The 14,541-nt window shown below is 59.4% G+C and carries 14 protein-coding genes and 2 pseudogenes; 11 read left to right on the top strand and 5 right to left on the bottom strand.

Going from position 1 to position 14,541, the window contains the following annotated elements; all coding sequences use genetic code 11:
- Nucleotides 1–86: 86 nt before the first annotated feature.
- Together ACEPAJ_RS06705 and ACEPAJ_RS06700 are read left to right on the top strand one after the other, a co-directional pair.
- A pseudogene (locus ACEPAJ_RS06705) lies at nt 87–547 on the top strand (PAS domain-containing protein).
- Between the two features lie 419 nt (nt 548–966).
- The gene (locus tag ACEPAJ_RS06700) at nt 967–1,209 is read left to right on the top strand and encodes a hypothetical protein (protein ID WP_425914233.1); all 243 of its coding nucleotides are present in this window, start codon (nt 967–969) and stop codon (nt 1,207–1,209) included.
- A 147-nt stretch (nt 1,210–1,356) separates the two neighbouring features.
- On the opposite strand, the pseudogene ACEPAJ_RS06695 reads toward ACEPAJ_RS06700, so the two are convergent.
- Together ACEPAJ_RS06695 and ACEPAJ_RS06690 are read right to left on the bottom strand one after the other, a co-directional pair.
- Nucleotides 1,357–3,134 (bottom strand): annotated as a pseudogene (locus ACEPAJ_RS06695) (acyl-CoA dehydrogenase C-terminal domain-containing protein).
- Between the two features lie 206 nt (nt 3,135–3,340).
- On the bottom strand, nt 3,341–4,294 hold the full coding sequence (locus ACEPAJ_RS06690) for a MerR family transcriptional regulator (protein ID WP_425914232.1): 954 nt from the start codon (nt 4,292–4,294) through the stop codon (nt 3,341–3,343).
- Between the two features lie 88 nt (nt 4,295–4,382).
- Here ACEPAJ_RS06690 and ACEPAJ_RS06685 point away from each other — a divergent pair, with 88 nt between their 5' ends.
- Nucleotides 4,383–4,805: a thiol-disulfide oxidoreductase DCC family protein gene (locus ACEPAJ_RS06685; protein WP_425914231.1), complete on the top strand. Its 423-nt coding sequence runs from the start codon at nt 4,383–4,385 to the stop codon at nt 4,803–4,805.
- Between the two features lie 5 nt (nt 4,806–4,810).
- Here the strand turns inward: ACEPAJ_RS06685 and ACEPAJ_RS06680 are convergent, their stop codons facing one another.
- On the bottom strand, nt 4,811–5,107 hold the full coding sequence (locus tag ACEPAJ_RS06680) for a DUF6482 family protein (RefSeq protein WP_425914230.1): 297 nt from the start codon (nt 5,105–5,107) through the stop codon (nt 4,811–4,813).
- 262 nt (nt 5,108–5,369) lie between these two features.
- Here ACEPAJ_RS06680 and folM point away from each other — a divergent pair, with 262 nt between their 5' ends.
- The 6 genes from folM (at nt 5,370) to ACEPAJ_RS06650 (ending at nt 8,561) form a co-directional block, all read left to right on the top strand.
- On the top strand, nt 5,370–6,080 hold the full coding sequence (gene folM, locus ACEPAJ_RS06675; RefSeq protein ID WP_425914229.1) for a dihydromonapterin reductase: 711 nt from the start codon (nt 5,370–5,372) through the stop codon (nt 6,078–6,080).
- 23 nt (nt 6,081–6,103) lie between these two features.
- Nucleotides 6,104–6,664 carry a GTP cyclohydrolase I FolE gene (folE, locus tag ACEPAJ_RS06670; protein WP_425914228.1) on the top strand — a complete coding sequence of 187 codons (561 nt, stop codon included), beginning with the start codon at nt 6,104–6,106 and terminating at the stop codon, nt 6,662–6,664.
- The gene (gene folX / locus ACEPAJ_RS06665) at nt 6,664–7,035 is read left to right on the top strand and encodes a dihydroneopterin triphosphate 2'-epimerase (protein ID WP_322949724.1); all 372 of its coding nucleotides are present in this window, start codon (nt 6,664–6,666) and stop codon (nt 7,033–7,035) included. The genes folE and folX overlap by 1 nt, the downstream gene beginning before the upstream one ends.
- A gap of 124 nt (nt 7,036–7,159) precedes the next feature.
- Nucleotides 7,160–7,453, top strand: coding sequence for a DUF1244 domain-containing protein (locus ACEPAJ_RS06660; RefSeq protein ID WP_425914227.1), 294 nt, complete (start codon nt 7,160–7,162; stop codon nt 7,451–7,453).
- On the top strand, nt 7,450–7,794 hold the full coding sequence (locus tag ACEPAJ_RS06655) for a HopJ type III effector protein (RefSeq protein ID WP_425914226.1): 345 nt from the start codon (nt 7,450–7,452) through the stop codon (nt 7,792–7,794). The genes ACEPAJ_RS06660 and ACEPAJ_RS06655 overlap by 4 nt, the downstream gene beginning before the upstream one ends.
- 179 nt (nt 7,795–7,973) lie before the next feature.
- A complete protein-coding gene (locus ACEPAJ_RS06650; RefSeq protein ID WP_425914225.1) occupies nt 7,974–8,561 on the top strand; it encodes a putative glycolipid-binding domain-containing protein in 588 nt (195 codons plus the stop codon).
- Between the two features lie 127 nt (nt 8,562–8,688).
- Here the strand turns inward: ACEPAJ_RS06650 and trxB are convergent, their stop codons facing one another.
- A complete protein-coding gene (gene trxB, locus ACEPAJ_RS06645) occupies nt 8,689–9,636 on the bottom strand; it encodes a thioredoxin-disulfide reductase (RefSeq protein WP_425914224.1) in 948 nt (315 codons plus the stop codon).
- A 263-nt stretch (nt 9,637–9,899) separates the two neighbouring features.
- Here trxB and cysZ point away from each other — a divergent pair, with 263 nt between their 5' ends.
- Nucleotides 9,900–10,646 carry a sulfate transporter CysZ gene (gene cysZ / locus ACEPAJ_RS06640; protein WP_425914223.1) on the top strand — a complete coding sequence of 249 codons (747 nt, stop codon included), beginning with the start codon at nt 9,900–9,902 and terminating at the stop codon, nt 10,644–10,646.
- A 3-nt stretch (nt 10,647–10,649) separates the two neighbouring features.
- Here the strand turns inward: cysZ and ACEPAJ_RS06635 are convergent, their stop codons facing one another.
- On the bottom strand, nt 10,650–11,771 hold the full coding sequence (locus tag ACEPAJ_RS06635; protein WP_425914222.1) for a sterol desaturase/SRPBCC family protein: 1,122 nt from the start codon (nt 11,769–11,771) through the stop codon (nt 10,650–10,652).
- A gap of 646 nt (nt 11,772–12,417) precedes the next feature.
- Here ACEPAJ_RS06635 and ACEPAJ_RS06630 point away from each other — a divergent pair.
- Nucleotides 12,418–14,502 (top strand): TonB-dependent receptor family protein, encoded by a 2,085-nt coding sequence (locus ACEPAJ_RS06630; RefSeq protein ID WP_425914221.1) that lies wholly within the window; start codon nt 12,418–12,420, stop codon nt 14,500–14,502.
- The last annotated feature ends 39 nt before the right edge of the window (nt 14,503–14,541 follow it).

The following is a 14,541-nucleotide window of genomic DNA, read 5'->3' as shown; positions in this document are numbered from 1 at the left end:
AGTCGATAAGACGGGCATTATGCCGCAAGTAGACAGCCCGCCCGGATGTTTTAGAATGCAGCGGACATAGACTGGGAAATTGCCTCATGATCAACGCCAAACTCCTACAACTGGTGGTCAACGCCTCCAACGACGGCATCGTGGTTGCCGAACAGGAAGGTGACGACAACATCCTGATCTATGCCAACCCTGCCTTTGAAAAGCTCACCGGCTATGCCAGTGACGACATCCTCTACCAGGACTGCCGCTTCCTGCAGGCCGGCGACCGCGACCAGTCGGGCCTGGATGCCATCCGTGAAGCGGTTAAGGCGCACCGCCCGTGCCGGCAGATCATTCGCAACTACCGCAAGGACGGCAGCGTGTTCTGGAACGAGCTGTCGATCACCCGGTGGTCAACGATGCCGACCAGTTGACCTACTACATCGGCATCCAAAAAAACGTCACCGAGCAGGTCCAAGCACAGGAGCGGGTCAAAGAGCTGGAAGCCGAAATGCTCATTTTGAAAGCAGAATTAGCCCGTTTGCAGGCGACGACCGGCAGTAACTAATTCGACCAGGCGCGGTCACACCGTTATTGCAATTTGATATAGACCGCGACCATGCAAGAACAAGCACTCCTAACCCAAGCTGAACTGGCGTTTATCCGCCAGCTGAATCAGCCCGCGACTTCTGAGCAACGCCGACAACCGCGTATGCAGGCAGATATTGGCCAGCAACTCAGCGAGTTGCTCGCGCACTGCGCAGTCAATGAGCCTGTGAGCCTGCATGCGCACATCGCCAACCAGCTCCTGACCTTTGACCTGCACCTCAACCAGAACGGCAGACGAGCGCCGAACTGCAACTCAGCGCACCGCAGATTTTCGACGAAGGTGAAATCAACCGCGCGTGGCGCTCCCCCCTCCCCGAGCCGTTGCCACTGCACACTCGCAGCGCACAGCCCAGCGACTTGTGGATTCACCAGCTGTCGATGAATGGCGCACTGATTGAATATCGCGCACAACGCAAAGCGCCTCAGCGGTTTGATCTGTTCTTGCCGGTGAACGACCTTCCGCCAATTGCCGTGAGCGGGGTTTTCGTACGTGAGACTGATGACGGCTTGCTGGCCTACCACCTGCACGCGATGGACCCACAGAGCGACGAGCACCTGCGTGAGTTCATCTACCGGCAACACATCCAGCAAGAACAACAGCTAGGCGCAAGCTCGGTTTAAGCAATCAAGCGTTGGGCACATAAGCGCCAGACAAAAAAAGACCCGCAAACATGGCGGGTCTAAGTGCAGGAAAATCCTGCAGCAGGGATAAAAAAATCCGATAGCCGAAAGGGCGGTACACGCTGGCTATCGGATTGCGCAGTCGTTTTAGGCGGCAAACTCCTCTTCACTAAACACCATCAGCGTGGCTTTGCCGGCCTTAACCTCAGCCAATAGGCTGTCGGTTTCCGTCAGGATGCGCGCCATAAAGAAGTCCGCAGACTTCAACTTGGCGCCGTAGAACAGGGTTTCAGTGCTGCCCGCAGCCAGCTTGGCCTTGGCCACTGCAGCCATCCGCGCCCACATCCAGGCTAGGCTGGTCAGCGCAAAAAATCGCAGGTAAGGCGTCGCAGCAGCGCCCGCTTGCTCGGGTCTTTCATCCCTTCGCTGGCAATCCACAGGGTCGCCTGCTGCAGTTGCTTGAGTGCCGCGCCTACTGCAGCCGCATGTTCGCTATCGGCATTGGCCTTGAGCCAGCCTTCAACCAGGGCAAAGTAATTGCGCACGGCGCGACCACCACCCAAGCCCAACTTGCGACCGACCAGATCCAGCGCCTGGATGCCGTTGGTGCCTTCATAAATGAGGGTAATCCGGGCATCACGTACCAGTTGCTCGATGCCCCAGTCTTCGGTGTAACCGGAACCACCGAGTACTTGCAGCCCAGCATTGGCAGAGTTGAAGCCCTCCTCGGTGAGGAAAGACTTCACCACCGGTGTCAGCAGCTGCACCAGGTCATCAGCCTGCTCACGCACCGCCGCGTCTTCATGATCGTGGGCTACGTCTTCATGCAGACCGGTGAAATACGCCAGTGCACGGCAACCTTCGATCATCACCTTCTGGCGCAGCAAATTACGCCGTACATCGGGATGCACGATGATCGGGTCAGCCGGCTTGTCAGCCGCTTTCGGGCCAGACAATGAACGGCTCTGCAGGCGCTCTTTGGCAAAACCCAGACTTACCTGATAGGCGCTCTCAGCAATACCAAGCCCCTGCATACCGACCATCAGGCGCGCGGAGTTCATCATGGTGAACATGCACTTAAGGCCCTTGTTGGCTTCGCCAACCAGCCAGCCTTGTGCACCTTCAAAATTCATCACACAGGTCGCAGACCCCTTGATGCCCATTTTGTGTTCCAGACCACCACAGAACCCCGGGTTGCGGCTGCCGTCTTCAAGGAACTTGGGCACCACGAACAATGAAATGCCTTTAACGCTATCTGGCGCGTCCGGCAGCTTGGCCAGCACCAGGTGCAAAATATTGTCGACCAGGTCGTGCTCGCCGCCAGTGATCCAAATCTTGGTCCCTGTAATGGCGTAGCTACCATCGGCCTGCGGTACTGCGCGAGTGCGGATCAGGCTGAGGTCGGTGCCGCACTGTGGTTCGGTCAGGCACATGGTGCCCGTCCATTCGCCACTGATCAGTTTCGGCAGATAACGCTCCTGCAGCTCGCGAGCACCATGCGCGGTGAGTGCATTAATGGCGCCGTGAGTCAGGCCCGGGTACATACCGAGGGATAAGTTGGCCGAGCAGACCATCTCCTCAACCATCATGTTCAACACGCTTGGCAGGCCTTGGCCGCCAAACTCGGGGGTACAGGCCAAAGCGGTCCAGCCACCTTCAGCAAACTGCTTATATGCCTGGCGAAAACCGTCAGGGGCTTTCACCGACTTGGTTTCCGGGTCGTAGTGGCAACCCTGTTTGTCGCCTGGCCCGTTGAGCGGTGCCAGTACGTTCTCCGCCAGCTTGGCGGCTTCTTCTAAAATGGCGCCACCGAGGTCGTCTCCGAACTCGCGCTGACTAGGCAGCGACTGCAAGGTGGCATAAGCGTCGAGCACCTCGTCAAAAACGAAACGCATATCTCGAAGGGGTGCGCGGTATTGGGTCATGTTGCTGAGTCCTCAAGCTGTACAAGTGGATACAAGCTATACACAAACTAACAATGTATAGCTTTTGTACAGCCTAAACTCGCAGGCGGCAAGCTATTTCTTGTACAGACTGTACAAGCAATCGAAAACGAGCAGGAACCAAAGGCACAGAAAAACCCCGCTGCGCGAACGCAGCAGGGCCATTCAGAGGGCATTACGCAGCGGAACTAGGTATCCAGGTGCCCGGCAAGAAACTGCTGCAAGCGGCGCTGCATCAAGCGCCCTTCGTTGCCCAGGCAAGCAATCGGCGAACCGCTGAGGCTTTCCTCGGCCAGATCGGCACCGTCGCCGGCCATCACCAGCGGGCAATTCAAGGCCAAAGCCAGGCGCGTGAGCACCTTCGGCAAATCATCACTGGGCGGTTGATTGGAGAACACTACGAGCGCCTGGGGCTGCATTTTTTCACAGATCAGGGTCAGCTCTTCAAGTGGCTGACCCAGCCCCAGCACACTGACGGCGGTGTCGGCACTGCTGAGCAGCAACCCGGCCACCAGCAACTCCAGCTCACGGCAATGACCCGACAAGGCCGCCAGCAGCACGCGCTCTTCGACCTGAGTACGCAACACCTGCAGGCGCTGCAGCGTACGGGCACGTAGAAAGGTGTCGAGGAACAACCACTCACTGGTCTGGCCGTACTCGTCCTGACGCAGCAGCAGCTCTTGCCACAGCGGCATCAGGATGTCCTGAAACACCACCGGCAGCGGATAACTGGAGAAAATCTGCCCATACAGGCGATCCAGGCGCACCTCATCGAAGGCGCTGATGGCACGGCGCAGCTGAGCTTGCCACTCGCCCCACTCGCTGGCGCTAATCTCTTCATAGATAGGCGAACTGGCCGATTTGATCGAGCTGCTTTTAGCGAGAATCTTACCGACCTTGCTCACCGCCACGCCGCGCTCGATCCACGCCAAGATGCTGCGCACCGCCTCAATATCGGCCTGAGAATACAGGCGATGACCACTGTCGGTGCGGGTTGGCTGAATCAGCCCGTAGCGCCGCTCCCAAGCCCGCAGGGTAACCGGGTTAACACCGGTCAGGCGCGCCACCTCACGAATAGGAAACAACTCTTCCTGCTTGAGGGCACTCGAAACCAGGGACGAAGCACCAACGAGATCGGACATGGGCAGCTATCACAGAAAAATATTGCGCGCATTGTAACTCAGCTCTTTAGCGCATACTTTGTACAAAACCTATACAAAGACTGAGAGTATGAATATGCAACCGCACTGGCCGCTGACCCTTTACTACGACGGTGATTGCCCGCTGTGCGCGCGCGAGATCCAACTGCTGCGCAAGCGCGCCAGCACAGAACGCCTGAGCCTGGTTGATATCAGCCGAGAGGACTTCCAGGCTGAAGCCACCGGCTACTCCAAGGAAACACTGCAAAACCGCCTGCACGCGCATTTTGCCGACGGCAAATGGGTCACCGGCCTGGATGCGACACTCTGGAGTTGGCGCGCTGCGGGCCTTGATCGCTGGGCAGCACCGCTGACTTGGCCAGCGCTGCGACCGGTGCTGGAGCTGGGCTATCGACTGTTCTGCCGGTTACGCCCGCATCTCACGTGGCTGCCTCACCCGGATGCGGGCCAGCGCTGCACAGACAATCAGTGCAACAGCAAAGACCCGCGCTGAGCCAGTCACCTCAGCGCTAGCCACAACCCAGGATCGGCCTCAAGCAGCTTTGGCCTGCCAATAATCTCATCATGGCTTTCCGGCTGTAGTAACCGCGCCTGGCGCACGCCGCAGCGGCGCAGGCGTGTTTTAAGCAACGCCAGCCCAGGCCAGAGCGGCTGCCCTGGCGCATAGTCCAGGACCTGCACACTGCCCGCGCGGAAAACAATCCGCACGCTGTAACCACAACAGCGCAGCGCCATGATCTCGACGTGACTGACTCGCCCGCGCAACACCGCAATGCTTAACTGCCAAGGCTTCATGACGCCATACCTGTACAAGAAAACCTATCTTGTACACGATAAGGACAATTTATTTCAGCCTGTATTTGCAAAAAATAGCGATACAGCTCAATGAAATAGGCGAATAACCCTAAATCGGCCGAGTACACCCACTGCACGCATGGTTGTACAAAGAGCCATGCTGGTATAACTTTGATTCCGGTTCAGTCGAGGCCGTGTCGTACTGGTCAGGTATCCCGGCGCAGCGTCGCTGAACCCACCCTAATTATTTTGCGAGTCGACCATGAGCGTCAGCGCCGCCCCCATTCTGATTACCGGAGCCAGCCAGCGCATTGGTTTGTACTGCGCCGAACGCCTGCTCGATGACGGCCACTCGTTGATTGTCACCTATCGCAGTGAGCGCGAAGGTATCGAGCGGCTCAAGCAGCGGGGAGCCCTGGCGCTGCCAGCCGACTTTGCCAGCGAAGCGGGCATCCTGGCGTTTATCGAGCGGCTCAAACAGCACACCGACAGCCTGCGCGCCATTGTCCACAACGCCTCTGACTGGCTGGAGGAAACACCGGGCGAGGAAGCAGCTGTATTTACCCAACAGTTCAACGTGCACATGCTCGCGCCGTACCTGATCAACCTGAATTGCCAGGCGTTGCTTGAAAACTCAACGCCCGCTGACATCATCCACATCAGCGATGACGTGGCCCGTAAAGGCAGCGCTAAGCGCCCTGCCTATTGCGCGAGCAAAGCCGGGCTGGACAGCTTGACCCTATCATTTGCCGCCCGTTTCGCCCCACAGATCAAGGTCAACGGCATTGCCCCTGCGCTGATCATGTTCAACGCAGACGATGACGCCGACTACCGCAGCAAAACCTTAAAAAAATCGGCATTGGGTATCGAGCCCGGGCCACTGGTGATTTACCAGAGTTTGCGTTACCTGCTGGATAACCCTTACGTCACCGGCACCACACTGACTGTCAACGGCGGCCGCCACCTCAAATGAGCCTGGTCGCGAGGACCTTTGCAATGAACCCAGAAATGAACGATCACTACCGCGAAATCATCCTCGGCGTCGGTGAAAACCCAGAACGCGAAGGCCTGCTGGACACGCCAAAACGTGCCGCCAAAGCCATGCAGTACCTGTGCAATGGCTACCACAAGAGCCTGGAAGAAGTGGTCAACGGCGCGCTGTTTGAGTCGGATAACGACGAGATGGTGATCGTCCGCGATATCGAGCTGTATTCGCTGTGCGAACACCACATGCTGCCCTTTATCGGTAAGGCCCACGTGGCCTACATTCCGACCGGCAAGGTGCTGGGCTTGTCTAAGGTGGCACGCATCGTCGACATGTTCGCGCGCCGCCTGCAGATCCAGGAAAACCTGACCAAGCAGATCGCCGACGCGATTCAGCAAGTCACCAATGCTGCCGGCGTAGCCGTGGTAATCGAAGCCAAACACATGTGCATGATGATGCGCGGCGTGGAGAAGCAGAACTCGGTGATGACCTCCTCAGTGATGCTGGGAGCCTTCCGCGAATCCTGCAACACTCGCCATGAATTCCTGCAACTGATCGGACGGAGCAAGTAATGCCGCGACTGGAACCTGGAATGGCGCGCATCCGCGTCAAAGACCTGCGCCTGCGCACCTACATCGGTATCAAGGAAGAGGAGATCAACAATAAGCAGGATGTGTTGATCAACCTGACCATCCTCTACCCCGTCGCCGATGCGGTGCGTGATAACGATATCGACCACGCATTGAATTACCGCACCATCACCAAGGCGGTGATTCGCCATGTCGAAGAAAATCGCTTCGCCCTGCTGGAGCGCATGACCCAGGAGATTCTTGACCTGGTCATGGTTAATGACGCGGTGCGTTACGCCGAAGTGGAAGTCGACAAGCTGCACGCCCTACGTTTTGCCGAGTCGGTGTCGATCACCCTCGCCGGCCACCGCTAACCCTGCGCTAACCATCGATTCGCATAGTTCCCGGCGCGCCCTGCGCCGGGGCCGTTGCCGCCCGGCAAGCATCCTTCTATCATCGCCGCCACGCCTCCCTTGCCTGCTTACAGAGAGCATCGTCATGACCGATCAACAACGCCTCGAACTTGAAGCCGCCGCTTTTCGCCACCTGGTGCAACACCTGCGCTCGCGACCGGATGTACAGAATATCGACCTGATGAACCTCAGCGGCTTCTGCCGCAACTGCCTGTCCAAGTGGTTCAAGGCTGCAGCCGATGAAACGGGCGTCGACCTCACCATGGATCAGGCACGTGAAGAGATTTACGGCATGCCCTATGCCGAGTGGAAGAGCCAATACCAGAAAGAAGCCAGCGCCGAACAACAGGCCGCGTTTAATAAAGGAAAAGAGGCATGAGCGCCCTGAACGACTTTCGCGCCCAACTGCGCAGCGAACACTTCACCTTCGCGCAGACACTTGCGTTTATTGCTGAGCACTACCAGTACCAACCCAGCGCCTTCCACAACGGTGCAGTCGAAAACGCTGCTGGCCAGAACGAAGGCTCGTGCAAGACCCTCGGCCTGGCGCTCCTTGAAGGCCTCAGCCTGGAAGAAACCCTGCAGTGCTTTGGCGAGCACTACCGCAGCGTACTGGCCACCCCAAGCGGCAGCGACCATGGCAATATCCGCGCGCTGATGGACACCGGCCTGGCTGGCGTGCGTTTCGAGCAGCCGTCGCTGCAACGCAACAGCCTGTAAACCGCACAAGAATGCGCATAAACTTGCACAGCTGTCGGTAAAGGCTGACAGACATCGCACTTTAATCCCCCTATGCTGCGCGCCATTACTCGAACGAGAACACTAGGGAAAGTGCTCCGAGCAGCGTCATTGCTGTTCTTCCCTGGTTTCTCCAACCTGACATGGCTTGGAGTCGCTAGATGCAGCAGTCCCTGGTATGGAAACCATGGCACAACCCCGGTGTGGAAAATCTGCGCCTGAATATTGATGAACACGGCATCAACGCCACCAGCCACTTGATGCAGAGCCTGCGCGGCAACAGCATCGCCGCGACCTACGTGCTCAACTGCGATCCACTCTGGCGCTTTCGCCGCCTGTGGCTAAAGGTCGACAACCACGGTCAACGCAGCCTCAACCTGAAACGCGACATCCGTGGCCATTGGTTCCACAACGGCGAGCCGCGCCCTGATCTCAGCGCCTGCCGGCAGGTCATGCTCTCCGAATCGCCCTTTACCCACACCCCACTCCTGCAGCGCTGCGCCCTGGAAACCGGACAAAGCGAACTGATGCAGGTGGCTTACGTCGACCTGCTGACCCTCAAGGTCGAGGCGCGCAGCCAGCGCTACCAGCGCCTGCGCGAAGAACGCGGGCAAACCCTCTACCGCAGCGAATCACAGGGCCGGAAAAGCCGCGAACTGACCGTCGATGAACACGCGTTGCTGGTCAAAGCCAGTGACCAGTTCCTGCGTTTGAGTTCAAGGGACCTCAAGCTGAACACCTGGGTCTGAGCGCCGCGTAAACAGCAAAAAGCCTCGATTCAATCGAGGCTTTATTCATTCTCAATAAGAGGTAGCGAGCGAAGGCCAGGCATTTTTAACGCCGCCTGGCCGCGCGCAGTCGTTGGTAAGCAGCCGCTTACTGGCCGTCCAGATAACGTTCCACATCCAGCGCCGCCATGCAGCCGGCACCGGCCGAGGTGATCGCCTGACGGTAGACATGGTCCGCCACATCGCCTGCAGCAAACACACCCGGGATGTTGGTGGCGGTGGCTTTGCCTTCACGGCCGCCATTAACCACCAGATAGCCGTCCTTGAGCGCCAGTTGGCCTTCAAACAACGAGGTGTTCGGCGTATGGCCGATGGCGACGAACAGGCCGTCAACACTCAGCTCGTCAAAGCGGCCATCGCTGTTCTTCACGCGTACACCGGTCACGCCCATGTTGTTGCCGAGCACCTCGTCTACCTCGGCATTGAGCTTGAGCACGATCTTGCCTTCGGCCACCCGCGCCTGCAGCTTGTCCTGCAAAATCTTTTCGGCGCGGAAGGTTTCGCGGCGGTGCACCAAGGTCACCTTGCTGGCGATATTGGCCAGGTACAGCGCCTCTTCCACGGCGGTGTTGCCACCACCGACCACCGCGACGTCACGGTTGCGGTAGAAAAACCCATCACAGGTGGCGCAGGCCGATACGCCCTTGCCCATAAAAGCCTCTTCACTGGGCAGGCCCAGATAGCGGGCACTGGCGCCAGTGGCGATGATCAAGGCATCGCAGCTGTAGGTGCCGCTGTCGCCGACCAGGGTGAACGGCTTGCCGGCGAGGTCGACGGCATTGATATGGTCATAGACGATTTCCGTCTCGAAACGCTCGGCATGCTCCTGCATGCGCTGCATCAATGCCGGCCCCGTCAGGCCATGCACATCGCCGGGCCAGTTATCCACCTCGGTGGTGGTGGTCAGTTGGCCGCCGGCCTGCAGTCCGGTAATCAGCAACGGCTTGAGATTGGCCCGTGCGGCATAGACCGCCGCGCTATAACCAGCAGGGCCTGAACCCAGAATAATCACGCGAGCATGACGATCAGCAGACATCAGCAACTCCTCCGGCAACGCCGGCAGCAATAAACTGGGACTTCCAGAAACACCTGGGGAAGGCCATACGCTTGGAAGCCCCATAAAGGGATGACGGGCAGCCTATGCCCGCCCACGACTAGGCGGAAATATGCTTTACCAATGCGGGGCATAGACGCGCGCTATGGCGAGCCAGGCAATCGTGAGCGCACATTGCATGCGCTTTCCCCTGACCCGCAAAGCCGGTAAGGTCGGCGCGACTTCACTCTCATGGAAACCCTCCCATGTCTGCCCCCGTACTCACTGGCCCGCAATACCTGAGCGAAGGCCTGAAACTGGTTCTGAGCCCTGGCTTGCGACTGTTCGTGCTGTTGCCCCTGAGCATCAACCTGCTGCTGTTTACCGCGCTGATCGGCGTGGCGGTGCAGCAATTTGGCGGCTGGGTCGATACCTTTATGCCCAGCCTACCGAGTTGGCTGAGCTTTCTTGAATATGTGCTGTGGCCGCTGTTTGTGGTGTTGGTGCTGCTGATGGTGTTTTTCACCTTCACCTTGCTGGCCAATATCATCGCCGCACCGTTTAACGGTTTTCTCGCGGAGAAGGTCGAAGTGGTGGTGCGTGGCCAGGATCAATCCCCGCCGTTTAGCTGGGCCGAACTGGCCGCGATGGTGCCGCGCACCCTGGGCCGCGAGATGCGCAAACTGGGCTACTTTCTGCCACGCGCCATTGCCCTGCTGATCCTCACTTTTATACCAGTGCTCAACCTCATCGCCGCACCGCTGTGGCTGCTGTTCGGCGTGTGGATGATGGCAATCCAATACATCGATTACCCCGCAGACAACAACAAGATGAGCTGGCCAGACATGCTCGCCTGGCTGCGTGAGAAACGCTGGCAGAGCCTGGGCTTTGGCGGCATCACCTATGCAGCCTTGCTGGTGCCGGGGCTGAATATACTGATGATGCCGGCAGCGGTGGCAGGGGCCACGGTGTTCTGGGTGCGTGAACGCCAGGAGCAGACGCCCACTCCCTGAGTCCTATTTCGCAGCCTGGCTGCCCTCAAGCACCGCGCGCAGCGCCTGCATCGAGGCCAAGGATTCGCGCTCAATGCGCCGGCTCAGCAACAAGCGGTTGGCCAGGCGCATCAGCACACCGTCGAAGCCGTATTCCAGGGTACGGACAAACTCACAACCACCCGCCACTTCTATGCACTCGTAGGTCAGCAACAGCGCCAGGCCGTGCTCGCCTCGGGCGCTGGCCTGCCAGCGGCGGGCCGGCTGATAGTCGAGCACGTCCCAACGCAGATGGCCGGCGCGGCCACCGGCATGGATGTCCTCCTCGAATACTTCGCCAGCGAGCAACGCGCCCTCGCGTCCATAGATGCGTAACGACGAAGGATGCCACTCGGGCCAGTGCACTGGCGCAGCGGCATAGCTCAGTACCTCGTCCGCCGGGCGGGTAAGCCGAATGCGGTGCTGCTGACAATTCTGCTGGTGGATTGCCTCCGACTCCCAGTGCAAGGTGCCATACAGCCAGTCCATCAATGGATGGACGATTCCGAAATTGCGCGCATGCATCAGTTCACGCCGATGATGCAACGCATGCAGGCGGCGCATCTGGCGAATCCCCGGCAGCCGCGCAACGGGGTGCTCAGCCGGCAAGTGCTCGCAGGCATGCACCACCTCGTAGCTCATATACCCCAGCAGCATGCTACCGGCGAACAGCGCCGCTAGGTTGCCGTCGATATGCGCCAGCAACCACCAGACACCCAGCAGCGGCAAGCTGTAGAGCACGATCAGCCAGGCGGGAAAAAGGATCACCCGCCAATCACGCGGCGTCTCGTAGCGCATCTGGCCTTCGACGAAAAAGCTGTGGTGATCACCGGTGTGACGCTTGTAGAACAGCTGACCGAAGCGCGTTTTGTTGTGCCCTAGACGCTTATGCACCTGGTACTCACCCCAGCTAAAGAACACCAGGCTCAGCGGTACCAGCAGCCACTGCCAGAAAGCCACCGCCTCCAGGGTGCTCCACAGCAGGCTCACACACGTTAGGCCGTAAGCCAGCACAAAGGCGGCATGCAGCCATGGGTTGTACAGCGGATGGATGGCAGCCCGGTAACGTGCGCGGAAAGCCTGGGCATTGTCGTTGTTATAGGCCACGGCATTACTCCTGTGCGGATGAGCGGCAGTCTAGGCGCGGTCAATCCGCTCGAATAATGCATCGCTCAAAAACATTATTGTTGATCACAAACCAGCCCGACCTGAGCTCCCCGCTTTACTGGCCGCCAATGGGCTGATGCAGAACGATCACCTGATCCGCACCGCCCACCACCTATGCTCAACCAATCACCTGCCAGCGCCAGGCACGAGCCACGGATCGAGCGCCTTAACCGTCATCATCCCTAAACAAGGCCTGCGGAGACAGTGGCCACGAACACAGCATGCCCGCCTAACACGCTGATCAGCGAAATATTCCCGCCAGCATCTCAACGCGCGACCAGCACACGAGCCGCCTGATCAATGACCTGCGTAGATGTCCGCCCTATTGCTGCCAGCCCATTGATTAGGCGGCAGAGACATAAAACAATTTACACCAGCAAACGATAAGTATTATCGTTTGCTGGTAGCGGCGTTAACAAACACGCGTCAGCCCTCACTCATACAAGCCTGCGAACTGAGTGCGTTGCCGGTCGCGTCATGCCCCTGATATGAGCGCACCTGCTGAGTGGCGGTGATGAGCGGTCGCACACGCCTAAAGACGCCCAGCATGAGCTGAAACCTAATTCCAATCTTTGATTAAGCGCTTATGACCCCTACCGCACGATTGTTTTTCTTACCACTCAGCCTTCTGGCACTGGCGACCAGCCACGTAGCCAGCGCCGCAGAAGCCAGCCCAGAGAAAGTCCTCGCTCCGATGGTCATCAAGGGCGATGTGCTGGGTAGCGCCAGCGATAAAGAAGTGCGCACCTATGCCGGCAGCCGCAGCGTGGTCAACAACGAGGCGCTGAGTAAAGCCAGCGTGCGCGGCCTCGACGACGCCTTGCAGCGTGTGCCGGGGGTCAAGGTGTTCGACGAGACTGGCACCGGTGCCCTGCCGCAGATTTCCGTGCGCGGCCTCTACGAGAGCCGCAGCGGCCGCGCTCAGGTGCTCTCCGACGGCATCCCGCTGTCACTCGCGCCTTATGGCCAGACCAGCCTGTCGCTGTTCCCGCAGACCCTGGCGACCGTCGAGCGCATCGATATCGTGCGTGGAGGCGCGGCGGTGCAGTACGGGCCGAACAACGTCGGTGGGGTGATCAACCTGATCAGCAAGCCGATCCCGCATCAATGGGAGACCACCCTGCAGGAAAAAGCCACATTCGCTCCTGGCGGGCGCAGCCTGTGGGACAGCTACATCGGCACCGGCGGCTATCTGACCGATAACTTCGGCCTGCAGTTGGACCTCAACACCGTCAGCGGCGAATACGGCCGCGAACACTCCGACAGCGACGTGCAGAACTATCGCCTGCGCGGCCAGTGGGAGATCGATGACACCCGCAGCCTGAGCTTCGGCGTGCAGCGCTATATCGCCGACCTCGACCTGGCCGGCGCCCTCAGCGTCGCCGATTACAAAGACGATCCGCGTCAGTCGAGCCGCGACCTCGATCGCTTCGAAGGCGATACCGATCGCGTATGGGCCACCTACAACCAGTACCTAGGTGCCATTGGTCCGTTCGATGCGGTGGAGTTCAGCTGGACTAACTTCGCCCATCACAGCTACCGCAATTTCCTCGTGGGCCTGCCCTTTACCCCGGACGCCACTCCGACCACCTTTCAGGACGCGCCGCGCGACTTCCGCGTCTGGGGCAGCGAACCACGCCTGAGCATGAGCATCGACGGCGACAACCTTAGTCAGACCTGGTTACTCGGCGCGCGCATGATCAAGGAAGACGTCGATTTCAAGGTCAACCGCGAGAATCTCAGCACCGGCGCGCAAAGCGTGATCCGCGACTGGACCTTCGACGACGAGGCCAAAGCCGTCTACCTGAGCAATGAATTGAAACTACTCGACGGCCGCCTGACCCTGACCCCCGGCGTGCGTTACGAACACGCGCGTATGGCGTATGCCGATGGCGTCAGCGGGGTCGAACGCGAAACCGTCGCCGAGCAATGGCTACCCGGCCTGAGCGCGGGCTACCAGCTCACAGACCAGTGGTTCGTCTACGCCAACGCCCAGCGCTCGCTGCGCGTGCCGCAGATCACCTCGATCGTCAAGGACGGCGACGTCGCCGCCGAGCTGGCCTGGAACTACGAGAGCGGCGTGCGCTATACGCCATGGGCCGGGCTGCGGGTCGATATCGGTCTATACCGCATCGATTTCAAAGATCAGATCGAATACAACCGCCGCAATGACCGCTTCGAGAACCTCGGCAGCACCCGCCACCAGGGCCTCGAAAGCGAAGTGTTCTGGACCCCGGCCGCCCTACCGACCCTCGACCTGCACGCCGGCTACGCCTATCTCGACAGCGAGCAACGCAGCGGCTCATTCAAGGGTAACGAAGTGCCCTTCGCTTCCGCACATCAGCTCACTGTCGATGGCCGCTACCGCTTCGCCGAACACTGGACCTTCAACCTCGACGGCCTTTACGTCAGCAGCGCCTACACCGACGCGGCCAACAGCCACACCGAGGATGCCGCCGCGACGGTCGGCGAGTTGCCCGCCTACTGGCTGTGGAACACCGCCATCGAGCGCGAGTTCAAGCTCGACGACGGCAGCTTGCTGACCACTTCCGCCGGGGTCAGCAACCTGTTCGACCGCGAGTATTACTTCCGCGGTATCGACACCAGCCCTTGGGGTCGCCAGCCGGCACCCGGCCGCACTCTGACCTTGGGCGTCAACTACCGCTTCTGACCCGTGCCATTAACACCTCGGCCCTTGCCTCAGGGGCCG

The organism is Pseudomonas sp. GWSMS-1 (assembly GCF_049847425.1).
Lineage (GTDB): Bacteria > Pseudomonadota > Gammaproteobacteria > Pseudomonadales > Pseudomonadaceae > Aquipseudomonas.
This window is presented reverse-complemented; position numbering and strand designations above follow the sequence as displayed.

Excerpts from the sequence above, each read along its gene's own strand:
- ACEPAJ_RS06700 (WP_425914233.1), top strand. The coding sequence starts at position 967 with ATGAATGGCGCACTGATTGAATATCGCGCACAACGCAAAGCGCCTCAG.
- ACEPAJ_RS06690 (WP_425914232.1), bottom strand. The coding sequence starts at position 4,294 with ATGTCCGATCTCGTTGGTGCTTCGTCCCTGGTTTCGAGTGCCCTCAAG.
- ACEPAJ_RS06685 (WP_425914231.1), top strand. The coding sequence starts at position 4,383 with ATGAATATGCAACCGCACTGGCCGCTGACCCTTTACTACGACGGTGAT.
- ACEPAJ_RS06680 (WP_425914230.1), bottom strand. The coding sequence starts at position 5,107 with ATGAAGCCTTGGCAGTTAAGCATTGCGGTGTTGCGCGGGCGAGTCAGT.
- folM (WP_425914229.1), top strand. The coding sequence starts at position 5,370 with ATGAGCGTCAGCGCCGCCCCCATTCTGATTACCGGAGCCAGCCAGCGC.
- folE (WP_425914228.1), top strand. The coding sequence starts at position 6,104 with ATGAACCCAGAAATGAACGATCACTACCGCGAAATCATCCTCGGCGTC.
- folX (WP_322949724.1), top strand. The coding sequence starts at position 6,664 with ATGCCGCGACTGGAACCTGGAATGGCGCGCATCCGCGTCAAAGACCTG.
- ACEPAJ_RS06660 (WP_425914227.1), top strand. The coding sequence starts at position 7,160 with ATGACCGATCAACAACGCCTCGAACTTGAAGCCGCCGCTTTTCGCCAC.
- ACEPAJ_RS06655 (WP_425914226.1), top strand. The coding sequence starts at position 7,450 with ATGAGCGCCCTGAACGACTTTCGCGCCCAACTGCGCAGCGAACACTTC.
- ACEPAJ_RS06650 (WP_425914225.1), top strand. The coding sequence starts at position 7,974 with ATGCAGCAGTCCCTGGTATGGAAACCATGGCACAACCCCGGTGTGGAA.
- trxB (WP_425914224.1), bottom strand. The coding sequence starts at position 9,636 with ATGTCTGCTGATCGTCATGCTCGCGTGATTATTCTGGGTTCAGGCCCT.
- cysZ (WP_425914223.1), top strand. The coding sequence starts at position 9,900 with ATGTCTGCCCCCGTACTCACTGGCCCGCAATACCTGAGCGAAGGCCTG.
- ACEPAJ_RS06630 (WP_425914221.1), top strand. The coding sequence starts at position 12,418 with ATGACCCCTACCGCACGATTGTTTTTCTTACCACTCAGCCTTCTGGCA.